This is a genomic window from Alteromonas sp. S015 (assembly GCF_036864485.1).
In the GTDB taxonomy this organism is placed as follows: Bacteria; Pseudomonadota; Gammaproteobacteria; order Enterobacterales; family Alteromonadaceae; genus Alteromonas.
In genome coordinates this window covers 145276-166719 of record NZ_JAZETO010000002.1, presented here as the reverse complement: position 1 = coordinate 166719, position 21444 = coordinate 145276, and the positions used below count along the sequence as shown (strand labels likewise).

Genomic DNA, 21444 nt, shown 5'->3' with positions numbered 1-21444 from the left:
GTTACGACTTGTGCTTTTCTCATTCTTTTTGAACTGAATCTTTTTTAACTAACCCTTTTTGAAAGTACCCTCATGGCTGGAAAGATACCTCGCGATTTTATAGACGACCTGCTGTCACGTACCGATGTGGTAGAAGTGGTAGATAGCCGAGTTAAACTTAAAAAAGCAGGTAAAAACTACCAAGCGTGCTGCCCTTTTCACAACGAAAAATCGCCATCTTTCACTGTTAGTCAAGACAAACAGTTTTACCACTGTTTCGGCTGTGGCGCTCACGGTAACGCTATCTCGTTTATTATGGAATTCGACCGCTTAGAATTTGTCGAGGCCATTGAAGAGTTAGCGCGCTATCACGGGCTTGAAGTCCCCCGTGAAAAGGGCAGTCGTCCTGCCATGAGCGAAGAGAAAAAGCAGCAACAGCAAGACGATTACGCAGTGATGGAACAAGTTGCACGCTTTTTCCAGCATCAGTTACGTCAAAATGGTAATAGTAAAAAAGCCATCGACTATTTGAAAAACCGTGGGCTGAGTGGTGACATCGTCAAACAATGGGAAATTGGCTACGCGCCGGACAGTTGGGACGCGCTGCTAAATACCTTTGGTAAAGACCCACAGCGCATCAAGCAGCTAGTCGATTTAAAGCTGGTCAATAAAAACGATCAAGGGCGTACCTACGACTTCTTCCGCGACCGCATTATGTTTCCAATTAGGGATAAACGGGGTCGCGTGGTGGGTTTCGGTGGCCGAGTATTAGATGACGGCGGCCCTAAATACTTAAACTCGCCAGAAACTCGCATTTTCCACAAAGGCAGTGAGCTCTTTGGCTTTTATTCTGCCAAACAAAAAAACCGTAGCCTGGATACCGTCGTGATTGTTGAAGGATATATGGACGTAGTGGCGCTCAGTCAATTCGACATTAATATTGCTACGGCTGCGCTAGGTACAGCTACCACGCCTGAACATATCCAAATGCTGGTTCGCGCTACCTCGCACATTGTTTGCTGCTACGACGGCGATAGAGCCGGACGTGAAGCAGCATGGCGCGCCTTAGAAAACGCCCTACCCGCATTAAAAGACGGCGTGCGTATTTCGTTTTTATTCCTACCCGATGGCGAAGACCCCGACACTATGGTGCGTCAGGTGGGCAAAGATGCCTTCATGGACATGCTCGATGACGCCATGCCGTTGTCCCGCTTCTTCTTCGAAAACTTATTAAAAACGCACAATGTGGGCACGCCGGAAGGTAAAATTGCCCTTAAAAAAGCGGCAATGCCGCTAATTGAGAGCACGCTAGGTGATGATCAAAAACAAATGTTACTGGAAGAGTTAGCCAAGCACACCGGCGAGTTCGATCGATTTAAACTGCAGCAAGATATTACTAAAGCCAATCAAGGCTCAAAGCACGCTTATTCACCTAACCGCAATCAAGTAAACAAGCCTAAACTGTCGCCGCTTCGCATGCTGATACGTTTACTGCTTGATAAGCCTGAATTAGCCACGCTGTGTGAAGACGTTCAAATAGATATTTTTGCCGGCAGCAACGCTGCTGGCATGGATTTATTACGTGACGTGCATCGCTATTGCGTAAGTCACCCTCAAGCGAAAACCGCGCAGCTTGTTGAAAATTTCCGGGACCATCCCCATTCTTCTACTATCGCGAAATTATTGTTACAAGAACATTTGGTTAAAGACGAGGATGCTGAACGGGTTTATAACGACAGCTTCGCTCGCTTACTGGACGGGCATTTCGATAGCCGCATTGAAACCTTAATTTCACGTTCGCGGGTTCAGCCGCTAACACAAGCGGAAAAACAGGAATTGAACTTGCTTATGAGGGAAAGGCAGAAGAGTTAACCTTTGGTCAACAGACCTAGAGGTTATCCTGTTCATTTGTAGTCAACGTTTTGTTCAATCGTTATTAGACCGCTTTGATGTAAGCTTTTATGTGAGATAGTGCACTATGCCAGCGGTTAAAAAACACTGGCTAAAAAATCGGCCATCAATCTGGTAAAACCACCGCTTATTCTGCTATACTGACTAATTCGCTGCAGGCACAGATAAACGTGTCTCATTCGCCTAAAAGTGAACAAAAATGCAGCAGCACGAGTAACAAAGATATAGCCGAATATAACGGGCAGATCCAAACCCGAGCAGATGTGCATCGCAGCATAACGGTTAAGACCAGCGTGGCATCGAGCATTAACGGCCTTGATACAAAAGCAGTACTACAGCAGAACGGGGAACATACCTAGACGTGTGTTGTCTTTTCTATTGCAAACTAATTGAATGTGAGAAGTGTAGGTTATATGGCGCAAAGCAAGCAGTCTCAGATTAAACTCCTGATTGCAAAAGGTAAAGAGCAAGGTTACTTAACCTTTGCAGAAGTAAACGACCACCTGCCGCAAGATATTGTCGATTCTGATCAAATCGAAGACATAATCCGCATGATTAACGACATGGGAATTCAAGTTTCTGAATCAGCTCCTGATGCAGACGAACTTCTCATGCAAGAAGCGAATGCCGATGAAGATGCTGCAGAAGCGGCAGCACAGGCACTTGCTACTGTAGAAAGTGAAATTGGCCGTACGACTGACCCAGTTCGCATGTATATGCGTGAAATGGGTACGGTTGAACTTCTTACTCGTGAAGGCGAAATTGAAATCGCTAAGCGAATTGAAGATGGGATCAACCAAGTACAATGTTCAGTAGCTGAATACCCAGAAGCCATCACTTATCTATTAGACCAGTGGGATCTTTACGAAGCAGAAGAGATTCGCTTAAGCGACATTATCTCTGGCTTTGTGGACCCTAATGATGAGCAAGATCTTGCTCCGACGGCTACCCACGTTGGCTCTGAATTATCTGAAGAAGAGTTAGATGATGAGGACGACGATGAAGATGACGACGATAGCGAAGAAGACGATAGCGGCGTTGATCCAGAGTTAGCCCGCGAGCGTTTCACTGAGCTTCGTGAGCAATACCTCAAGACTCGTGAAGTCATCGAGAAAAAAGGTCGAGCTCATGCTGACTCTCGCGCACAAATTAATGCGTTAAGCGATGTGTTCAAAGAGTTTCGCTTAGTTCCAAAACAGTTTGATCGCATGGTTAGAAACATGCGTGAGATGATGGACAAAGTGCGTATTCAAGAGCGCCTTGTAATGAAGTTCTGTGTTGTTAACGCAAAAATGCCGAAGAAAGACTTCATCAAAGCGTTTGCCGGTAACGAAACGTCTAACGCTTGGTTACATGAAGCAGTTAAATCAGGTGCACCTTACGCCGCTGAACTTGCTGTAAATCAGGAAGAAATTGAGCGCTGTATTAGCAAGATGAACCAAGTTGAACAGGAAACTGGCTTGGTGATCGCAGATATCAAAGACATCAACCGTCGCATGTCAATCGGTGAAGCGAAAGCGCGCCGTGCGAAGAAAGAAATGGTTGAAGCTAACTTACGTCTTGTTATTTCAATTGCTAAGAAGTACACCAACCGTGGCCTTCAATTCCTTGACCTTATTCAAGAAGGTAACATTGGTCTAATGAAGGCAGTGGACAAGTTTGAATACCGCCGTGGTTATAAGTTCTCGACTTACGCAACGTGGTGGATTCGTCAGGCAATCACTCGCTCAATTGCTGATCAGGCGCGCACTATTCGTATCCCTGTTCACATGATTGAGACGATTAACAAGCTTAACCGCATCTCTCGTCAAATGCTTCAGGAAATGGGTCGAGAGCCTACACCTGAAGAATTGTCAGAGCGCATGCTAATGCCTGAAGACAAGATCCGTAAGGTGCTTAAAATTGCCAAAGAGCCAATCTCGATGGAAACGCCTATCGGCGATGATGAAGATTCGCATCTTGGCGACTTTATCGAGGACAGCACGATTATTCAGCCCCTCGATTCAGCAACTGGCGGAAGCTTGAAAGATGCTACGCAGGAAGTCTTGGCAGGTCTTACAGCCCGAGAAGCAAAGGTACTTCGCATGCGTTTCGGTATCGACATGAATACTGACCACACGCTTGAAGAAGTGGGCAAACAGTTTGACGTAACCCGTGAGCGTATTCGTCAGATTGAAGCGAAAGCGCTTCGCAAACTTCGCCATCCTAGCCGCTCTGAGCAGCTACGTAGTTTCTTAGACGAATAGAAAAAGCATTACTTTGAAATAAAACTCCCCGGCTTTGGCTGGGGATTTTTTATGCCTTTGAATCAATCATACTCCACTTGACCTAAGTCGTTATGCCTGTCCGTATAAATAATCGCTGAGAGGATAATTATCTTTGCGAACTGGTTATAAATAGCTTTGCGCTTAGTATGTACTCTAGACCTACAAAAAAGCCTCCAAACGGAGGCCTTGATATGCTGTATAGAATAGCCAGCGCTTATACTCTAAATTGCTTTGCAATCGATTCAAGGTGTTGCGCAAGGTCTGCAAGCTCATTACACATGCTGCCAAGTTCACCCGAGCGGCTTGCAGTTTGCTCGGTACGCTCATGGATTTCGTCTACATGGCGAACGATATCTACCGCTACAGAGCGTTGGTCTTCCGTATTATGAGCAATTTGCTCGTTCATTTGGTTAATGCGCCCTATCGTACTGGTGATAGTCTCTAGGCTACTGCCTGCTTTATTCGCAGTTTCCACACTACTTGAAGCCTGTTCAGTACCGCGCGCCATCACCTCTACCGCTGAGTGAGCCGCATTTTGAAGCTGTTCAATTGTACTTTGAATTTCTTCCGTAGACTGCTGTGTTCGCGATGCTAGCGTTCTCACTTCATCAGCTACTACCGCAAAGCCTCGACCCTGTTCACCTGCCCTTGCAGCCTCAATTGCGGCATTTAGCGCTAACAGATTGGTCTGTTCGGCGATACCCTTTATCACGTCCAGCACTGAACCAACCTTGTTTGAATCAGACTCTAAACGTGCAATAACGTCAGCAGTTTCGCGCACGTTTTCGGCAAGTTGCTGAATACTAGTAACTGTTTGCTGCACGATTTGTCGGCCTTCACTTGCTGCGGTAGTGGCTTCGTTTGCATCACTTGCCGCTTGTGCTGCACTGTGTGCAACACCATCAACAGAACCACTCATGATGTCAACCGCGCTCTTAGCGTTGGTTGCAGATTTTTGCTGTACATCAATGGTGCGCTGAGTTTCTTCAGTTACACCACGTAAATTCTGCGCCAAATTTGATAGCGGTAAACTTGCTTCTACAACGTCACGCACCACCCCTTGAAGCTTATCCATGAATTGGTTGAACCAATACACTAACTCGCCAATTTCATCTTCGCTTTTGGTCTCGATACGAACTGTTAAGTCGCCATTTTCCTGAGCGATATCTTTAAGCGAACGCACTACGTCATCAATACTCTGTTTAATGCCGCGAACAATAGGTACAGCTGTAGCAAACAACAGGATTGTTACAACAATCGCTAAAATCACACCTGTGCTAATAAGCGATGTATTTGCACTGTCTGTGTTTTCAAACGCTTCTTCAAAGGCTGCTTGCTGTACATCGCGAAATTGAGACATCGCTGCAATTGCGCCGTCATACGATTGATTCATTTGGGCAGAAAGTTCACCTAATCGACTGAAGTCGGCTGTACCATTTACCATAGACTTAGAAACGTCATAAGCAACGTCAAAATATTTATCAAAGCCTGAAGATATACGAGAAATATCCGAACGAAAATCTGGGCTTATCGCCGCTATTTGTTTAAGGCCTTTCTTCGCTTCTTCAGCTAAGTCTTGCGCTATGGTAAGCGTATCCTGGTCGCCTGTCGTTACAGCGCTCGCAAGAGTATCGCGCACTTTCTGCATGTCGACTAATGTAGTTGCCGAAAGTTGCAACGCAGGGAACTGCACTTTTTGAACCTTTTCTAGCGTTGCACCGTTATTAAGTGCTGTATAAATCGTTATCAGAAGGTAAACAACAAAGCTAAGCGCAGCAATTCCTGGTATCAAAAAAATCTTAGTCGCGATAGGCATTTTATTTAGGAAATTCATTTTTATCTCACCAATTACGTCACATTACTTTATGTCTATGCCAGAAACTCTTGGCTCTGTTACTTGGTTTATCTTCACTTTTAAAAAAAACTTTAGAAATATCTAAGCCCTGCTGTGTTAATAGCAGGGCTATTGACAAAATGCAAACGCAATTAGAACGTATAGTTAACACCAACTCTTAATAACGTTGCATCGTTTGAATCATTTACTTCATCAGTGTACCAAGTTACTTCACTTTTCACTGCGAAACCAGGTTCTACATCATAACGAAGACCCGCTGTAACGGCTGATCTGTCCTCTTCTTGCGAGGCCGCAATACCAACAAATGTTTGATAAAGCGTAGCCCAAGTTGCATCTGTTGCAGCATCGCCCGTGCTAATTGATGTAGGGATACCATTTAAATGATCCAAAACATCGTTCGCATCTGACTCTTTGTGTTCATAAGTGATATGCGGAGTAAATTTACCAAAACGCATTCCTGCTGTTACGTACCAAGCGTCATCTCCTGCGAACGGCGAATCATCGATATCGATATGAGTATATTCGGCGCCAATAAACCAGTCATACTTGTCTACCGCCAAAGCTAGCTCGAAGAAACCCGTTGAATCTTCATTAAGTAAAAAACTATTTGACAGTGTATTTACGGAAGGCACTACTCCTGCAAAGTTGCTTATAGCATCTGTTAACGTGGCTAAGCTCTCATTTTCACTAGTAAACTTTGTACGCGCGTATATAGAGCGAACGCTAAACCAGTCGCGAGCAGCCTCAAAAGATACACCAACAAGTTTATCTGCTTCCAATGTGTCACTTTGTGAATGACCACCAAATACTTGAACGCCGTATTCCCAATCACCGTGATAATTGCTGTAATCGTAACGGACACCATCCATGTTATTAATTAAAACACCGTAAACAGAATCTGGGGGGGTTAACCAGTGATATGAATAACCGACATCTAACGACGCGGAATACTTAAACAATGGTAGGCGAATACGTCCCGCACTAATGCTTGAATTGCTCGAAAGAGCATACGTCATATAGGCCCATTCAAAACTTGCGTCGTAATCATCACTTCCACGACCCACTATCTGCGCTGTCGCAGATAATTTATCACTTACTTCACCTCTAACCTGTAGGCCAAATACGCTGGCAGGGTCAAAGCTAAAGTCACTGTCGTAACCATAAACGGCTTCATCATCATCCAGGGTTATCCCGCCAATTAGATTTGCAAAGCCATTGATTTGAATGTCAGCAAAGGTTGGCGATGCAAAAAGTCCAGCTAACGACAACATAATAAGTTTGGTTTTCATGTGTGTTCCTCAAAATACGAGCTAATACTGTGTAATTAAAAAGTTGCAACTACGCGAACGCTGTCATTCACAGAGCTTGCGTCTACATAACCAATTGCTTCGGCGTTCCCTGCTACAGTAGCAATAACCTCAGCATCATTTTCAAGTGCTTTGGGAGGTTGCCCCTTTCCAGTAAACACAAGCTTTGACCAAAACGCAGTAAGTTGAGCCGATGTTTTGTTAAGAACTTTGCCATTAAATTCATCAGCAATAGTATTCCCTTCCGCCAATGCGTAAGGAACTGATTTAGTGCCGTTTGGAAACGCTTTTGCTTTATTTAAAAAAAGGCGACTGATAGTGTCTTTATTTAAGGTATCGCTATTGTTTGGGTTAACAATAACGGCAACATCTGCAAATGCTATCCCACTGCACAAACTCGCTGCCAACAACCATTTTTTCATTGTGTTTCCTCTAATGATTTATTCAATGGACCGTCAATTGCTTTGCTTTGTTATTTGGATTCTTTCTTTAAGCGATGCAAAAAGAAGCTGGCGTAAACACCTGCTCTATTTACGCGCAAATCACGAAATTGAGCTTAGGCTAGAGTTCAAACCATTGCCAAATAATAAACGCCTAAATTTTTCTTGTACTTTGTAGGCTTAAAAGCTAAGAGTGAATTTAAGTTTAAGGAAATATAGTTTTTCTACAATTATACTTAATAACTAAATACCATTTACTCGCGCACTTTCAAAAATTTATAAAAAAATAAAATGAAAAATTTAAACACAATGTTTTCAAAAAAAATGAAAATAAAAAAGGCAGTTTTATGTTGGGTTGCTAGTGAGTAGAATTTAATTTTAACGAATAAAAAATGCGAGTTTAATTTAAAAAGCATCACACGCGACAGTGCAATTATTAAACAAGTGGTATCTTTATGACCTCGCACAAATGTGCGAGGTCATAAAAAGTAATTAGAACGTGTAGTTCACACCTACTTTCAACAAAGTAGCGTCGTTAAGGTCGTTCAGATCATCTGAATACCAAGTAACATCTGTTTTAAGCGCAAAGCCTGGCTCAACGTCGTAGCGCAGACCCACAGTCACTGCAGACACCTCGAACTTCTGCTGAGCTGCGATACCGGACGCGATTTGGTAAATACCTGGCGCGCCATCGGCCCCGTTCCATGTCGCGTCTAGAACAGCATCACCTGTTGCAATTGTGGCCGGCAGTGCTGCAATCAAACCAAGTTGTGCATCGTTGTCGCCTTCTTCAACTTCATAGGTAATGTGCGGCGTGAACTTCCCAAAACGCATACCAGCGGTAACATACCAAGCTTTGTTGTCGGCAATAACAGAGCCATCAACTTCAGTTTGGGTAAACTCTGCACCCACAAACCAATCGTACTTGTCGATATCTAAGGAAACTTCAAAGAAAGTCCCCGTATCTTCGTTTACACTCAAACCTTCAGCAGCTAAAGAAGCAGAAGGAATGAAAGCACCATATTGACTTAGCCCATCAACAAATGTATCAAATTCGGCATTAGTTGCAGTGGTTTTACCACGCGCCAACAAAGTACGGGCACTGAACCAATCGCGGGTTGCTTCAAGCGAAACTGCTACCACGTTTTCCAGTTCTAGCACAGCAGGCGTGCCTGAAATAGTAGTATCAGCCTCTACGCGGCCTACAGTGAACTGTGCTCCATATTCCCAGTCACCTGAATAGTTCATGTAGTCAACGCGAACACCATCAATGTTGTTAAAATCAATGCCGTATACAGCATCTGGTGGCGTTAACCAGTGATACGAATAGCCAACGTCTAATGATGCAGAATATTTAAATAAAGGCATGCGAAGACGACCTGCACTAATATTGAAGTTATTATTCAACACATAGGTCATGTATGCCCACTCAAAATCTGCGTCGTAGTCTTCACTGCCACGGCCAACCAGCTGAGCAGTAGCAGAGAGCTTATCGCTCACATCGCCACGAACCTGAAGGCCAAAGACACTTGCAGGGTCGAAGCTAAAGTCGCTGTCGTAGTCGTAAACTGATTCGTCATCATCCAGGGTCATTCCACCAATCAGGTTTGCGAAGCCGTTAATCTGAATGTCGGCTAATGCAGGAGCAGTCAAAAGGCCAGCCACAGATAAGATAGCTAATTTGGTTTTCATGCGTATTCCTTAAATTCTTTGTATAAACGGTCAATTAAAAGGTGGCGACAACGCGTACACTGTCGTTAACAGCGCCCGCATCTACGTAACCTATAGCGCCAGGGTTGCCTGCTACTGCAGATACAACTTCTGCGTCGCTACCCAATGCTTTTGGTGGTTGACCTTTACCGGTAAACACAAGTTTTGACCAAAACGCGGTAAGTTGCGCTGCAGTTTTGTTTAATACTTTGCCATTAAACTCATCAGTGGCGGACTGACCTTCAGCTAGCGCAACAGGCTCTGCTTGTGTACCGTTAGGAAATGCTTTTGCTTTATTTAAGAAAAGACGGCTAATACTATCTTTATCCAATGAATCGCCGTTGCTGGGATGCACGATGACTGCTACGTCAGCAATCGCTACGTTACAGCACAATGCTGCTGCAAGTATCCATTTTTTCATGATATGTCCTCTAGAGTCTGTTGATTGCTTGCTTTTCGTTTTTAACTTTCTTGCTAACCCGTTTGACGCGGGAAGTGAGCTTTTAAACGATTTTCGGCAAACATGTGCTTGTGTGCTCATACACATACAACGAGGTAAGTATTAGTCACAATTGTCATATTCGCCAATTTGAGTATTAAAATTTAAGCGTTTAAAAAATTAACGGCTTATACAAACGTTTCATTTCGGCGCGAAGTGTAGATGAAGTTGTAACTTAAGCAACTATACAAATGTCTAAGACATACCTTTATGGATTATAGCTGCCTATAAAAATTTATGATAAGAATTAAAAAACAAAATTATTATTTACTATTCAATAACTTAATTCAACTCACCACTTTAAACTTAGTGATAAACACCAATATTGACGTATATAAAAAAATACGTGATTGATGGAGGTTGTTAATCTTTCCTGTTCATTCTCTAAGCGCCTCCTGTTCCAATCCGGATGAAGACGGCGCTTTACAGATCTTGTCGAACTAATGAGAATATTTTGAAAGAAACCAAGGATTAGCGGGGCTTGTACCCCGCTCATTGCTAAGATTCGCCTTTTTTGTAGGGAATAGACTGCTCTAGGCTCTCTATCTCCATGGTTCGTTTAAGAGGTGAACCTGTGTTTCTCGCCAGCCAACTATAAGCGGTGGGAACAACATAAAGCGTCATAAAGGCAGAAACAAGAACACCTGAGAAAATGACCATACCAATAACCATTCTGCTTTCTGCTCCGGGTCCAGACGCCAGCACAAGCGGCAAGGAACTAAACACTGTAGTGAAGCCAGTCATTACGATAGGACGCAAGCGCTGGGCGGCAGCGCGCTTAAGTGCATACTCAAACTCCATACCTGCATCGCGTAGTTGGTTGGCAAACTCGACAATTAAGATACCGTTTTTTGCGGCAAGGCCAATTAACATAACCAAACCAATTTGACTGTATATGTTGATGGTCATGTCGCTAAAAAATAGCCCAATATAGGCGCCAACTAGGGCCAACGGCACGGTCAGCATGATGACTAACGGGTGCACCCAGCTTTCAAATTGCGCAGCCAATATTAAGTAAGTGACAGCGAGTGCCAGCATAAATACATAGATAAATGAATTACCCGCTTCCTGATACAGCTGTGACTCGCCTTTGTAATCTATTGATACATTGTCAGGCAGTTCTGTACTTACAATGTTTTCTAAATATTCAAGTGCCTGCCCTAGCGTATAACCGTCCGCCAAGTTGGCAGAAATAGTGACAGCACGCATTCTGTTGTAGCGATTTAACTGTGCTGACGTGGCTTGCTCTTCAAACGTGAGTAAATTGTCCATAGGAATGAGCTCGCCAGTACGGGATGAACGCACGTACAAATTTTCTATGCTGTTAGGGCTTCGAAAATCTTCCTCTATACCTTCCATGATGACATCGTATTCTTCGCCTCTATCAAGAAATGTTGATACCCTACGCTGGCCTAGCATCACTTCTAATGTGCCGCCAATATCACTAATTGAAACGCCAAGATCAGCGGCTCTGTCTCGGTTAATATTCACCAATAGCTGTGGTGAAGTTTCCTTATAATCAGAGTCTAGACGAATGAGTTTTGGGTTCTGTGCCGCTTTTTGTAGAACAATGTCTCGCCATTCAACTAAATTTTCGTAGGTGTCCCCCTGCAGAACGAACTGAACAGGACGTCCGAGACCTCCTCCAGAGATCCCACTGCGCATAATGGCAAAAGCACGAACATCAGGTACACTATTTAGTTCGGCGCTGATTTCATCCATTAGCGAAAATGTACTAAAATCTCGCTCGTCCCAGTCGGCGGAACCCACGATAGCGATGCCCGCATTTCCACCGAAACCAGGTGTTCTAACCAGAAGACGATTAATCTTACCGCTCTTGCGGTACGGCATTAGGATATTTTCAATTTCTGCAAGGTTTTTAGCATTGCTCTCAAAGCTCGCCCCCTCTTGTGCATTCATTAAGATAAAAAAGTTTCCCCTATCTTCTTTAGGCACGAACTCGCTTGGCACTTTCTCTGAAAGCTGGACCAGTGCAACGACGGCAATAATGAGCATTAGTAACATCAAAAGAGGCTGATGTAGCGTTTTTCCAAGCGTATTGAAATAGCCCGTCTCGAGTCGAGAAAATTGCTTGTCCATCCAACTTCCAAAGCCAGATGAACGGGTTCTTTTTTTAAGAATTTTAGATGCCATCATGGGCGACAGCGTAAGCGCCGTGAAGCTTGAAAATGCCACCGCAGCAGCAATAGCCAATGCAAACTCAGTGAATAACCTTCCAATGTTACCCTCTAAGAAAACCAAAGGCACGAAAACAGAAATTAATACAAGCGTAGTCGCAATAACCGCAAACCCCACTTCTTTCGCTCCGCGATAGGCAGCCAATATAGGTGGCTCTCCCATTTCTATACGTCGATAGATGTTCTCAAGCACAACTATAGCGTCATCCACCACAAGGCCGATAGCTAACACCATTGCAAGCAAGGTAAGAAGGTTGATGGAGAAACCCAGCGCATACATCACGATGAAAGCGGCAATAATAGAAACCGGTACGGTAACCGCAGGAATTAATGTAGCGCGAATATTACCGAGGAAAAGGTAAATAACGATCACCACCATTAGCATCGCGATACCTAAAGTCTCATATACTTCATCAATCGACGCCTCGATAAATACCGACGAATCATAGCTGGGCACGATAAAGATATTATCAGGAAGAGTAGCTTCTATTCTTTCAATCTGCGCTTTCGCTGCACGGGCGACATCAAGGGTATTGGCTTTAGACTGTTTGATAATGCCTAACCCAATCATGTTGACGCCATCACCACGAAACTCGGTTTCGTCATCTTCTGCGGTTAATTCAACATGGGCTATTTCGCCAAGCCGAACAAGATAGCCGTTGTCACCTATCGCAACCGTCAACGCGGCAAAGTCGTCAGGCGTAAGAAAGGTTCGCGCAACCCGTACTTCAAAGTTACGATCAGTACTTTCCACTTCCCCCGCCGGCAATTCCACATTCTCGGCGCGAATGACTTGCTCTACATCGTTTACCGTAATACCTCTTGCCGCCATTGCATTGCGGTCTAAGAATACTTTCATGGCATAGCGTCTGCCACCACCAATTTGTACCCGTGCGACACCGTCGACAATTGAAAGCCTATCCACTAATACGCGCTCGGCGTAGTCAGTCAGCTCCATGGTATTTAGGTTAGTGCTTCGCAGGTTGTACCACACCACGGCGCTTTCATCGGAATTCGCTTTAGACACTTCTGGCGGATCAGCTTGGTCAGGCAAGTTATTGAGTGCGCGACTTACTCGCTCGCGCACGTCATTCGCCGCGGCATCAATGTCACGAGAAAGCTTAAATTCAATGGAAATGTCTGAGCGACCATTGCGAGAGGTCGAAGTAACGTTTTTTATCCCCTCAATACCCGATATTCTATCTTCCAATAGCTGGGTGATCCGAGTCTCAACAATATTAGCCGATGCCCCTGTGTAGGTTGTACTCACCGAGACAATCGGTGGGTCAATATCTGGATATTCGCGCAAACTCAACATGGTAAAAGCGACAATACCGAAAATGATTAGCAATAGATTGATAACCGTTGCGAAAACGGGGCGCTTTACAGAAATGTCTGACAATAACATGACGATAAGCTCCCTTAGCGGTTCAACACATTAACCGGAGATTGGTCGCGCACCCGCAGCGTGCCTTCGGTAATGACCTCATCGCCTTCGTTTAGCCCACTAACAATTTGCACTAGCCCGGGGCGACGCTCACCAATAACCACTTCCGTTTGGTGTGCAACGTTATCTTTAACTACATACACATACTGCTTGTCTTGAACGGGAACCAGCGCCTTTTCCGGTAATACCAACGTGTTGAGCACGCGTTTTTCTACAACTACAGTAAGCAGCATACCTGGACGCAGGCGATTGTCTAGGTTGTCTATGGTTGCGCGAACGCGAATAGAGCGGCTAATTGGGTCAAGTCGCGTATCAACGTTAGAGATTTTCCCTGTGAATTCTTCTCCGGGATATGCCACCGACGATGCACTTAATGCTTGCCCCTTTGCTACGCTTGCAAGGTGGTTTTCAGCAATACTGAAGTCGACCTTAATAAGACTGATGTCATCTAACGTCGTGATGGTGTCACCAGGTTGTACTAAAGAACCAATACTGATCTCTCGGTTGCCTAGTAGCCCGCTAAATGGCGCGCGTATCTGTAAGTCGTTTAGCTGGGCGGAGGCAATATCCAATTGAGCTTGTAAGGCCTCAACCCGTGCTTGCTGCTCGTCGAGTAGTTGCTCAGACGTCGCGTTTGACTGGCGCAAGTCCGCAATTCGTGCAAACTGGCGTTTAGCCTCATTAATATTTGCTTTAAGTTCCTCTACCCTGGCGCGTTCTTCCGTATTGTTTAGCTGAACGAGTAACTCGCCTTCGGTGGCTTTATCGCCGTCTTCAAAGTTAATCGTTTTTACGGTATCGGTGACTTGTGCGGTAATATTCACCGACTCATTGGCGGTAGCAGTACCTAATGACTCAATCGTAATGGGGAATGCCTGTGATGATACCAAGGCGGTTTTTACCGGCGTCGCCCGCACGCTACTATTACTCGCGCTCTCTTCTTCGGGCATATTCAAATACGCTACAACACCCGCAAGTAATACTGCGCCAAGCAACAAAGGCGATAAAGATAATCGTGAAGACATAACCTTTCCTATAGGTAAAAAAGCACCCTATGACGTATTTGCTAACACGTTTAGGTTACTCGAGTACACAAAGTTCGCTTGCGGTTATTAACCCGCGTTGTAAACCGTTAAGTTTGTGTACCGCGTTATTATTATACCAATCTGCATAGATCATCGCTGAGTGGGTAATGATCTATGCGGATTGGTATTTGTTGTGTTATTTTTATTTCTGCGTAGAGTCTGTCTTTTAATACTGATTGTTTTTAAACAAACACAAACCGCTCTAGAGTATTTTACCCAAATCCATGGTCATCTTATTTCGCTTATCAGCTATATTCGCTGTTTTAACGCTTTTCGCCTGTTCACAGTCTTCTCCCAGCGCACCGGTTTGTCGTGTCTCCGATAGGCTTTTAACTCAAGAAAATTACATTAGAAAAAATGCGCAAGCCTCTCTGATTGCTGCCGCTTGTCTAATCAAAATAAATAACAAGGTACTATTAGTAGAACACCGTCTTTCAGGTAAATTGGATTTCCCTGGTGGGGGATTACTTGAAAAAGAATCGGTTGCCTGCACTGCACATAGAGAGACGTGGGAAGAAACCGGGTTCAATGTTGAAGTCACCCAGTATTTATCCAACACACCGAATGGATTGGCTATATTTGGCTGTGATTTAGATGCCGGTATTGAGACCCTTCCAGACGCTTTCGAGGCGCCTCCTTGGGCCAAATTAGAGATAATAAAACTTGTAAAGGCCGACCCCTTTACCCTTGACCACGACGCAATGCGTTTCCCTGACAATCTTATTCCCTTGCGCGATGGCTACACCCAATTCGATATAAAGCAGCACTGACAAAGCATTGTTCATTGCTGCGGGTATTGGTAAATTGTCCCCACGAAAAGAATAGGAGAAGTGGCTTGTTTTCACTGCCAACCTTAAGCCTTAAAGGCAAAGTATCTGAACAAGAATGGCAAACTCGTGTCGATTTAGCAGCATGCTATCGGTTAGTGGCAGATATGCGATGGGGCGACCTTATTTACACACATATTTCAGCTAAGGTACCGGGCACAGATCATTACCTGGTTAACGCGTTTGGCCTGACGTTTGACGAAATTACCGCTTCTAACCTAGTTAAGGTCGATTTAGAGGGTAACATCCTTGACGATACGCCTTTCGGCATAAACCCCGCTGGCTTCACCATTCACAGTGCTATCCACGAAGTGCGCCACGATGCCCAATGCGTTATTCACCTGCATACACTAGCCACAATATCAGTCGCATCTGTTAAAGGCGGGCTTAAGCCGTGGAGCCAGTATTCAATGTTTTCACTACCGTCGCTTTCTTACCACGGCTACGAAGGTCTTGCTGTGGATGATAGTGAAAAAAAACGTTTACAGAACGACCTTGGCGACACTAACCACATGCTTTTACCGAACCACGGCGGCCTAACCCTTGGCCCCACCGTTGGCGACGCCTTTATGCGCTTTTACGATTTGCAGCGTGCATGTGAAATTCAGCTTGCCCTGATGCAGTCCAACGGAGAGGTTATCGAAGTACCGCAAAATATTATCGATGGCATATACGCACAGGCCAAAGTGGTTCATAGCGGCGAAACAGGTGGACAAAAAGCATGGCCTGCCATGCTTCGCAAAGCTTACAAACTAGACCCAGGCTTTTGCGAATAATTTAGCGTAGCCAGCTAAACGCCAACTTATTTCAAACAGGAATTGTTTATACATTATGAAAGTCACCAAAGTAGAAATTTTTGATATCGAATGCCCTAAGCGCCCTCAGTGGAACCCGGTTTTCGTGCGCGTTTACACCGACGAAGGTATTACCGGTGTGGGCGAAGCAGGACTGGCTTATGACTGGGGTCACAGCGCCGCTGCACATATGATTAAAGAAATTGCCGAAGCCATGCTGATTGGCTTTAATCCTTTCCATACTGAACTGCTTTGGTCGAGAATGCTGCGCGAAGGCTTTTGGGGATTGGGCGGCGGCCCAATTATTTATGCTGCGATGAGCGCCATTGATACTGCACTTTGGGATATCAAAGGCAAAGCGCTTGGCTTGCCGGTTTACGAATTACTGGGTGGCAAAACTAATGGCAAGCTTCGTAGCTACGCCAGCCAACTACAGTTTGATTGGGACAAAGAAGTGACCAAGCTTAACGACCCCGCTGATTATGCTCGCGCCACTGAAAAAGCACTTAAGGATGGTTACGACGCGGTAAAAGTTGACCCCATTGTTTACGATAAAGACGGGAACACGCACTTCGACAGAACCAAACTATTCACTAAGCCCGAGCTTAAACTTTTCAAAGCCCGCCTTCAGGCGATTAGAGACACCATGGGCGAAGATGGCGACATTATCTTTGAATGTCATAGCTTATTAGGTGCGTCAACGGCCATTCAGCTGGGTGACATCGTTGAAGAAATTGGCTGTTTATATTACGAAGAGCCTGTGAATTACCTTAACTCAAAGCTTCACGACAAAGTAGCAAAGAACGTAAATGTGCCTATTGCAGGTGGTGAGCGCTTGTACCACCGCTGGGATGTTCGTCCTTACCTTGAAGATCAGTCTATTGATGTACTTCAACCTGACGTTGGCCTTTGTGGCGGTTTCACTGAAGCGAAAAAGGTGTGTGACTATGCCGACATTTACGATGTGCGTATTCAGGCTCACGTTTGCGGTGGCCCTGTTGCGACAGCGGCAAGCCTACATTTAGAAACGGCCATTCCAAACTTCTTAATTCACGAGCACCATACCTACGCTATTAAAGACTGGAACCGTGAACTTTGCATTCAAGATCCTCAGCCAGTAAACGGCTTTATTGAAGCGCCTGACACACCGGGAATTGGTATCGATCTGAACGATGAGGTGGTTTACCGTTCGCCGCACATGACGGTGACTGAGCTTAAATAAAACTGAAACTTAACGGGTTTATTGAAGGCAATAAACCCGAAGCTAGCTTTGCACCTCAGCCAAACCAGCTTTATACAATGTCGTACCATTGCTTCGCATTACCATACAGCAGCGCCGCTCTTTGTTCTTCAGTAAGCGGCGTTGTCATATCAACGAACCCATGCCAAAGCGCGACATACGGCATTCGCCACTGACATAGCGGGAAGTTGCTGCCAAACATAATGGGATCTGTACCAACGGTGTCCAACAAGGTTTCAAAGACATAAGACGCACGCTGCCACTGCCACCTACGATCTTGCATCTCTAAACCCGAGAACTTAAACACAACTTGCTGCGTTTCACCCAAGTCGCGGATATTCTGCCGCCATGTTTTAAACGCTAAGCTATTTACATCTATCGGCGCTAACGCGGCATGGTTTACAGCCACTTTTAGCGAGGGTGTTTGTTCTAATACCGTTAGCAGCGCACGCACGGCATTGCTATCGGCAAGGTTTAACTGTGCATCAAAAGACAAGCTTTGCGACGCCATATGAGAAAGCCCCCATTTAACCTTAGGGGTACGTAAAAGTGCTTCAGCGTCGTCATCTAATATATGACGAAGCCCGCATACTGAGTCGTACTGCTTTAGCTTATCGATATGACTGCCAACATTACTTCCCGTTAAATCGATACACCCAACCGAACGAAATGGCAGCGTACAATGACGCTCCAAGAAAGCGATTTCATGCCAAGGTCTTTCGTTGTCGTAACCCGCTTCGATGTGAACAAAACCGCCTAACTGCCCTAACGAAGCGCGGTAGAGCATGTGCTCTAACGTGTGTTTCGCAATCGCTTTTTTGTCTGGCCAAAAGGGGGCATTGGCAGGCTTTAGCCAATCATAGTGCCCTTCGTTTAAGGCAAAGAAGTGAATATGAGGATCTATCCAAGTGATTGAAGGCTTGCTCATCTTTATTTATAAAACCTTGGTTTAAGCTATTGCTGATAAGGTACTTCGCGTTGTTCTTCTATTCAGTGCTATCTATTCATCCCTATCTATTGTGCAGTAAAGCCCCCATCTACTGCATACAAGCTACCCGTGATGAACGACGCTTTGTTGCTGCATAGGAAATAAGTCAATTCAGCTACGTCTTCGGGCTGGCCCAAACGTCCAATAGGTTGTGCAGCGGCTTCTTCAGCTACCACTTCATTTTTATCTGCCCCAGAACGTGCCACGTAATTATCAATGGCGTTGTGAAATAGAGGTGTTTCGATAGTACCCGGGCACACCGCGTTAACGCGGATATTATAGGGCGCGTAGTCTAGCGCGGTGGTTTTCGCCATAGACGCCAACGCACCTTTGCTGACCCCGTAGGCGAACGAATTGCGCTTTCCAATAAAGGACTGATCTGAGCCCATCACCACAATCGCGCCGCTGCCCTGCTCTTTCATGGTTGGCAGGCAAGACTTAATCGCGCCATACGCCCCTTTTACGTTTAGGTTTAGTACCTTGTCGAGCAGCGCTTCATCAGTATCTTCAATGGTCGCAGAAACATGTACACCGGCATTACATACCAACGCGTCTATGCGTTGATAAGAACTAATAACCTCATTAACTGCCGCTTCAATATTGTTGACGACACTGACATCGCAAGGCTTCCAAATAGCATTAGGTATTGCTTGCTCAAAGTCTCTGATATCCAGATTAACTACGTGATAACCGTTTTGACTAAACAGCTTACATATTGCAAAACCGATACCCAGACTTCCCCCCGTTACGATACAAACCGGGCTCTTCGCATTACCACTAGTATGTTTGACGTTTTTATTCGCGCTATCTATATTCATGTTTCTCTTTACCGTGTGACTGGCACATTTGTGAACGCGTTATTTCGATATAGCCTAAGCATGCCAGTGAGAATATGAATTGCAAGCGAACTTACAACCAGACTTCGCCACTCGATTAACAAACGGCGCCATCTTATTGCTACGCTATGCGTTAAACTCAGTCCTCATATCACCCAAATTTATTATTAACTTTCCTTTAACGGACTATTCGGGCTACGCTTTTTGTGACTATAATAGGCAAAATTAAAACACTTGTTTGAAAAAGGAGTCATCCATGCCTCTGTACCATGCCCCTACAACTGATTTTCAGTTCTTATTGAAAGACTGGCTTGGACTTGATGCTCACTACGAAAAGCTTGGTATCAGCGACTTTGATAGCGAACTGGCCAACGAAATTATTGCACAAGGTGCAAAGTTTGCTTTGGATGTGGTTGCCCCGCTCAACCGTGAAGGCGATGAAGAAGGCTGTACGCTGAAAGACGGCAAAATTACTACGCCTAAAGGCTTTGCAGATGCCTATCAGGAATACGTGGCGAACGGCTGGAATGCGATGCTAGGTACTGCCGAGTACGAAGGGCAGGACTTGCCTTACACCATGGCTGTACCCGTTCACGAAATGCTAAACGCGGCGAATTTAAGCTGGCGTTTAACCACCATGCTTACTGAAAGCGCAACACTTGCGGTTACTAAGCACGCCAGTAAAGCATTAAAAGATATCTATCTTGCCAAACTAATCAGCGGTGAGTGGACAGGTACCATGAACCTGACCGAACCTCACGCAGGAACAGATTTGAGCTTGCTTAGTACCAAAGCTGAGCCACAAGGCGACGGCAGCTATAAAGTCACCGGTAATAAAATTTTTATTACCGCAGGTGATCACGATTGGAGTTCGAACGTTATTCACCTTGTTCTAGCTCGTCTACCTGACGCTCCCAAAGGCGTTAAGGGTATCAGCTTATTCTTAGTGCCTAAGTTCCTTCCAGATGCCAGCAATGAACCCGGTGAAGCGAACAGCTTGTCTGTAGGAAGTATTGAACACAAAATGGGGATCAAAGCGAGCCCGACTTGTGTAATGAATTTTGACGGCGCAACCGGGTATCTTGTTGGTGAAGAAAACCAAGGCCTAGCATGTATGTTCACCATGATGAACGATGCACGCTTCCAAGTAGGTCTGCAAGGCTTAGGGGCGGCCGAAGCCGCTTACCAAGGCGCGCTGACCTATGCCCGTGAACGTGTGCAGTCTCGCGCACCTCAGGGTATTCAAAATCCAGAAGGCAAAGCAGATCCAATCGTCTTTCAACCTGACGTAGCGCGTATGTTACTTACGCAGAAATCACTGATTGAAGGCTGCCGTGCCCTTTCACTTTTCTACGCCAAGTTTATGGACGTAGAAAAGCTTGGTGAAGGCCAAGAAAAAGAAGATGCCGACAAGATACTTCAGTTTTTAACCCCAATCTGCAAAGCTTTTATGACGGATATGGGGCTCGAGACCACCAGCCTTGGTGTACAAGTATTTGGTGGTCACGGCTTTATTCGTGAATGGGGTATGGAACAACTTATGCGCGACGTGCGCATTGCTATGTTATATGAAGGCACCAACGGTATTCAGGCGCTAGACCTTATTGGTCGTAAGCTTACCCGAGATGGCGGTCAGATGATGGAAGCGACCTATAAGGCGTTTAACGCATTGGTTAGTGACATTCAAGACAGTGAAGCGAAGGGTCTGGCTCAAGGTATTCTTGATGACTGGCGTGCATCTTCAGCCGATTGCTTAGGGATGGATGCCACCACCGCTGCTGCAGCTGCTTGTGATTATCTAGCGTATAGCGCCTATTCATTGATTGGTGTACTGTGGTACAGCATGGCCGACAAAGCGCAAGCTTCAGGTAACGCGGTACTTGCAGCGTCTAAGATGAAGACACGGGACTTCTACATGGAACGTATCTTAGTACGTCGCGATGCGCACAAAGCCGCTTATAAAGCTGGCCCTGAAAGCACCCTTGCAATATCAGGTAATGAGTTTGATTATCTGTAGGCAGCTTATACTGCTATAGCCCGTGAAATATGGGCTAAGAATGC

At 45.2% G+C, this 21444-nt stretch carries 16 protein-coding genes; 7 read left to right on the top strand and 9 right to left on the bottom strand.

The features are described from left to right. Positions 1-72 precede the first annotated feature (72 nt). From dnaG to rpoD, 3 genes are all read left to right on the top strand, one after another. A complete protein-coding gene (gene dnaG, locus V7R42_RS04790) occupies positions 73-1851 on the top strand; it encodes a DNA primase (RefSeq protein WP_334019071.1) in 1779 nt (592 codons plus the stop codon). A 209-nt stretch (positions 1852-2060) separates the two neighbouring features. Continuing rightward, complete coding sequence (locus V7R42_RS04785; RefSeq protein ID WP_334019070.1) at positions 2061-2249, top strand: hypothetical protein; 189 nt, start codon at positions 2061-2063, stop codon at positions 2247-2249. 54 nt (positions 2250-2303) lie between these two features. Beyond that, on the top strand, positions 2304-4136 hold the full coding sequence (gene rpoD, locus V7R42_RS04780) for an RNA polymerase sigma factor RpoD (protein WP_334019069.1): 1833 nt from the start codon (positions 2304-2306) through the stop codon (positions 4134-4136). Positions 4137-4371: 235 nt separating this feature from the next. On the opposite strand, the gene V7R42_RS04775 is transcribed toward rpoD, so the two are convergent. From V7R42_RS04775 to V7R42_RS04745, 7 genes are all read right to left on the bottom strand, one after another. Further along, complete coding sequence (locus V7R42_RS04775) at positions 4372-5991, bottom strand: methyl-accepting chemotaxis protein (RefSeq protein WP_334019068.1); 1620 nt, start codon at positions 5989-5991, stop codon at positions 4372-4374. Between the two features lie 152 nt (positions 5992-6143). Beyond that, entirely contained in the window at positions 6144-7301 is a 1158-nt protein-coding gene (locus V7R42_RS04770) for a topoisomerase IV (protein WP_334019067.1), read from the bottom strand. A gap of 35 nt (positions 7302-7336) precedes the next feature. Further along, the gene (locus tag V7R42_RS04765; protein WP_334019066.1) at positions 7337-7741 is read right to left on the bottom strand and encodes a phosphate ABC transporter substrate-binding protein; all 405 of its coding nucleotides are present in this window, start codon (positions 7739-7741) and stop codon (positions 7337-7339) included. 510 nt (positions 7742-8251) lie between these two features. Continuing rightward, positions 8252-9451 carry a topoisomerase IV gene (locus V7R42_RS04760; protein ID WP_334019065.1) on the bottom strand — a complete coding sequence of 400 codons (1200 nt, stop codon included), beginning with the start codon at positions 9449-9451 and terminating at the stop codon, positions 8252-8254. Positions 9452-9485: 34 nt separating this feature from the next. Next, entirely contained in the window at positions 9486-9890 is a 405-nt protein-coding gene (locus tag V7R42_RS04755) for a phosphate ABC transporter substrate-binding protein (protein ID WP_334019064.1), read from the bottom strand. A 576-nt stretch (positions 9891-10466) separates the two neighbouring features. Further along, positions 10467-13574 (bottom strand): efflux RND transporter permease subunit, encoded by a 3108-nt coding sequence (locus V7R42_RS04750; protein WP_334019063.1) that lies wholly within the window; start codon positions 13572-13574, stop codon positions 10467-10469. A gap of 14 nt (positions 13575-13588) precedes the next feature. Next, positions 13589-14638, bottom strand: coding sequence for an efflux RND transporter periplasmic adaptor subunit (locus V7R42_RS04745; protein WP_334019062.1), 1050 nt, complete (start codon positions 14636-14638; stop codon positions 13589-13591). A 284-nt stretch (positions 14639-14922) separates the two neighbouring features. On the opposite strand from V7R42_RS04745, the gene V7R42_RS04740 reads away from it, so the two are divergent. From V7R42_RS04740 to V7R42_RS04730, 3 genes are all read left to right on the top strand, one after another. After that, on the top strand, positions 14923-15468 hold the full coding sequence (locus V7R42_RS04740; RefSeq protein WP_334019061.1) for an NUDIX hydrolase: 546 nt from the start codon (positions 14923-14925) through the stop codon (positions 15466-15468). A gap of 65 nt (positions 15469-15533) precedes the next feature. Continuing rightward, positions 15534-16301 carry a class II aldolase/adducin family protein gene (locus V7R42_RS04735; RefSeq protein ID WP_334019060.1) on the top strand — a complete coding sequence of 256 codons (768 nt, stop codon included), beginning with the start codon at positions 15534-15536 and terminating at the stop codon, positions 16299-16301. A 55-nt stretch (positions 16302-16356) separates the two neighbouring features. Next, positions 16357-17541, top strand: coding sequence for a mandelate racemase/muconate lactonizing enzyme family protein (locus V7R42_RS04730; RefSeq protein ID WP_334019059.1), 1185 nt, complete (start codon positions 16357-16359; stop codon positions 17539-17541). A 70-nt stretch (positions 17542-17611) separates the two neighbouring features. Here V7R42_RS04730 and V7R42_RS04725 read toward each other — a convergent pair whose 3' ends face one another. Both V7R42_RS04725 and V7R42_RS04720 read right to left on the bottom strand, forming a co-directional pair. Continuing rightward, complete coding sequence (locus V7R42_RS04725) at positions 17612-18487, bottom strand: amidohydrolase family protein (protein WP_334019058.1); 876 nt, start codon at positions 18485-18487, stop codon at positions 17612-17614. Between the two features lie 86 nt (positions 18488-18573). Continuing rightward, positions 18574-19365 carry an SDR family NAD(P)-dependent oxidoreductase gene (locus V7R42_RS04720; protein WP_334019057.1) on the bottom strand — a complete coding sequence of 264 codons (792 nt, stop codon included), beginning with the start codon at positions 19363-19365 and terminating at the stop codon, positions 18574-18576. A 274-nt stretch (positions 19366-19639) separates the two neighbouring features. Here V7R42_RS04720 and V7R42_RS04715 point away from each other — a divergent pair, with 274 nt between their 5' ends. Further along, positions 19640-21400: an acyl-CoA dehydrogenase family protein gene (locus V7R42_RS04715; RefSeq protein ID WP_334019056.1), complete on the top strand. Its 1761-nt coding sequence runs from the start codon at positions 19640-19642 to the stop codon at positions 21398-21400. The last annotated feature ends 44 nt before the right edge of the window (positions 21401-21444 follow it).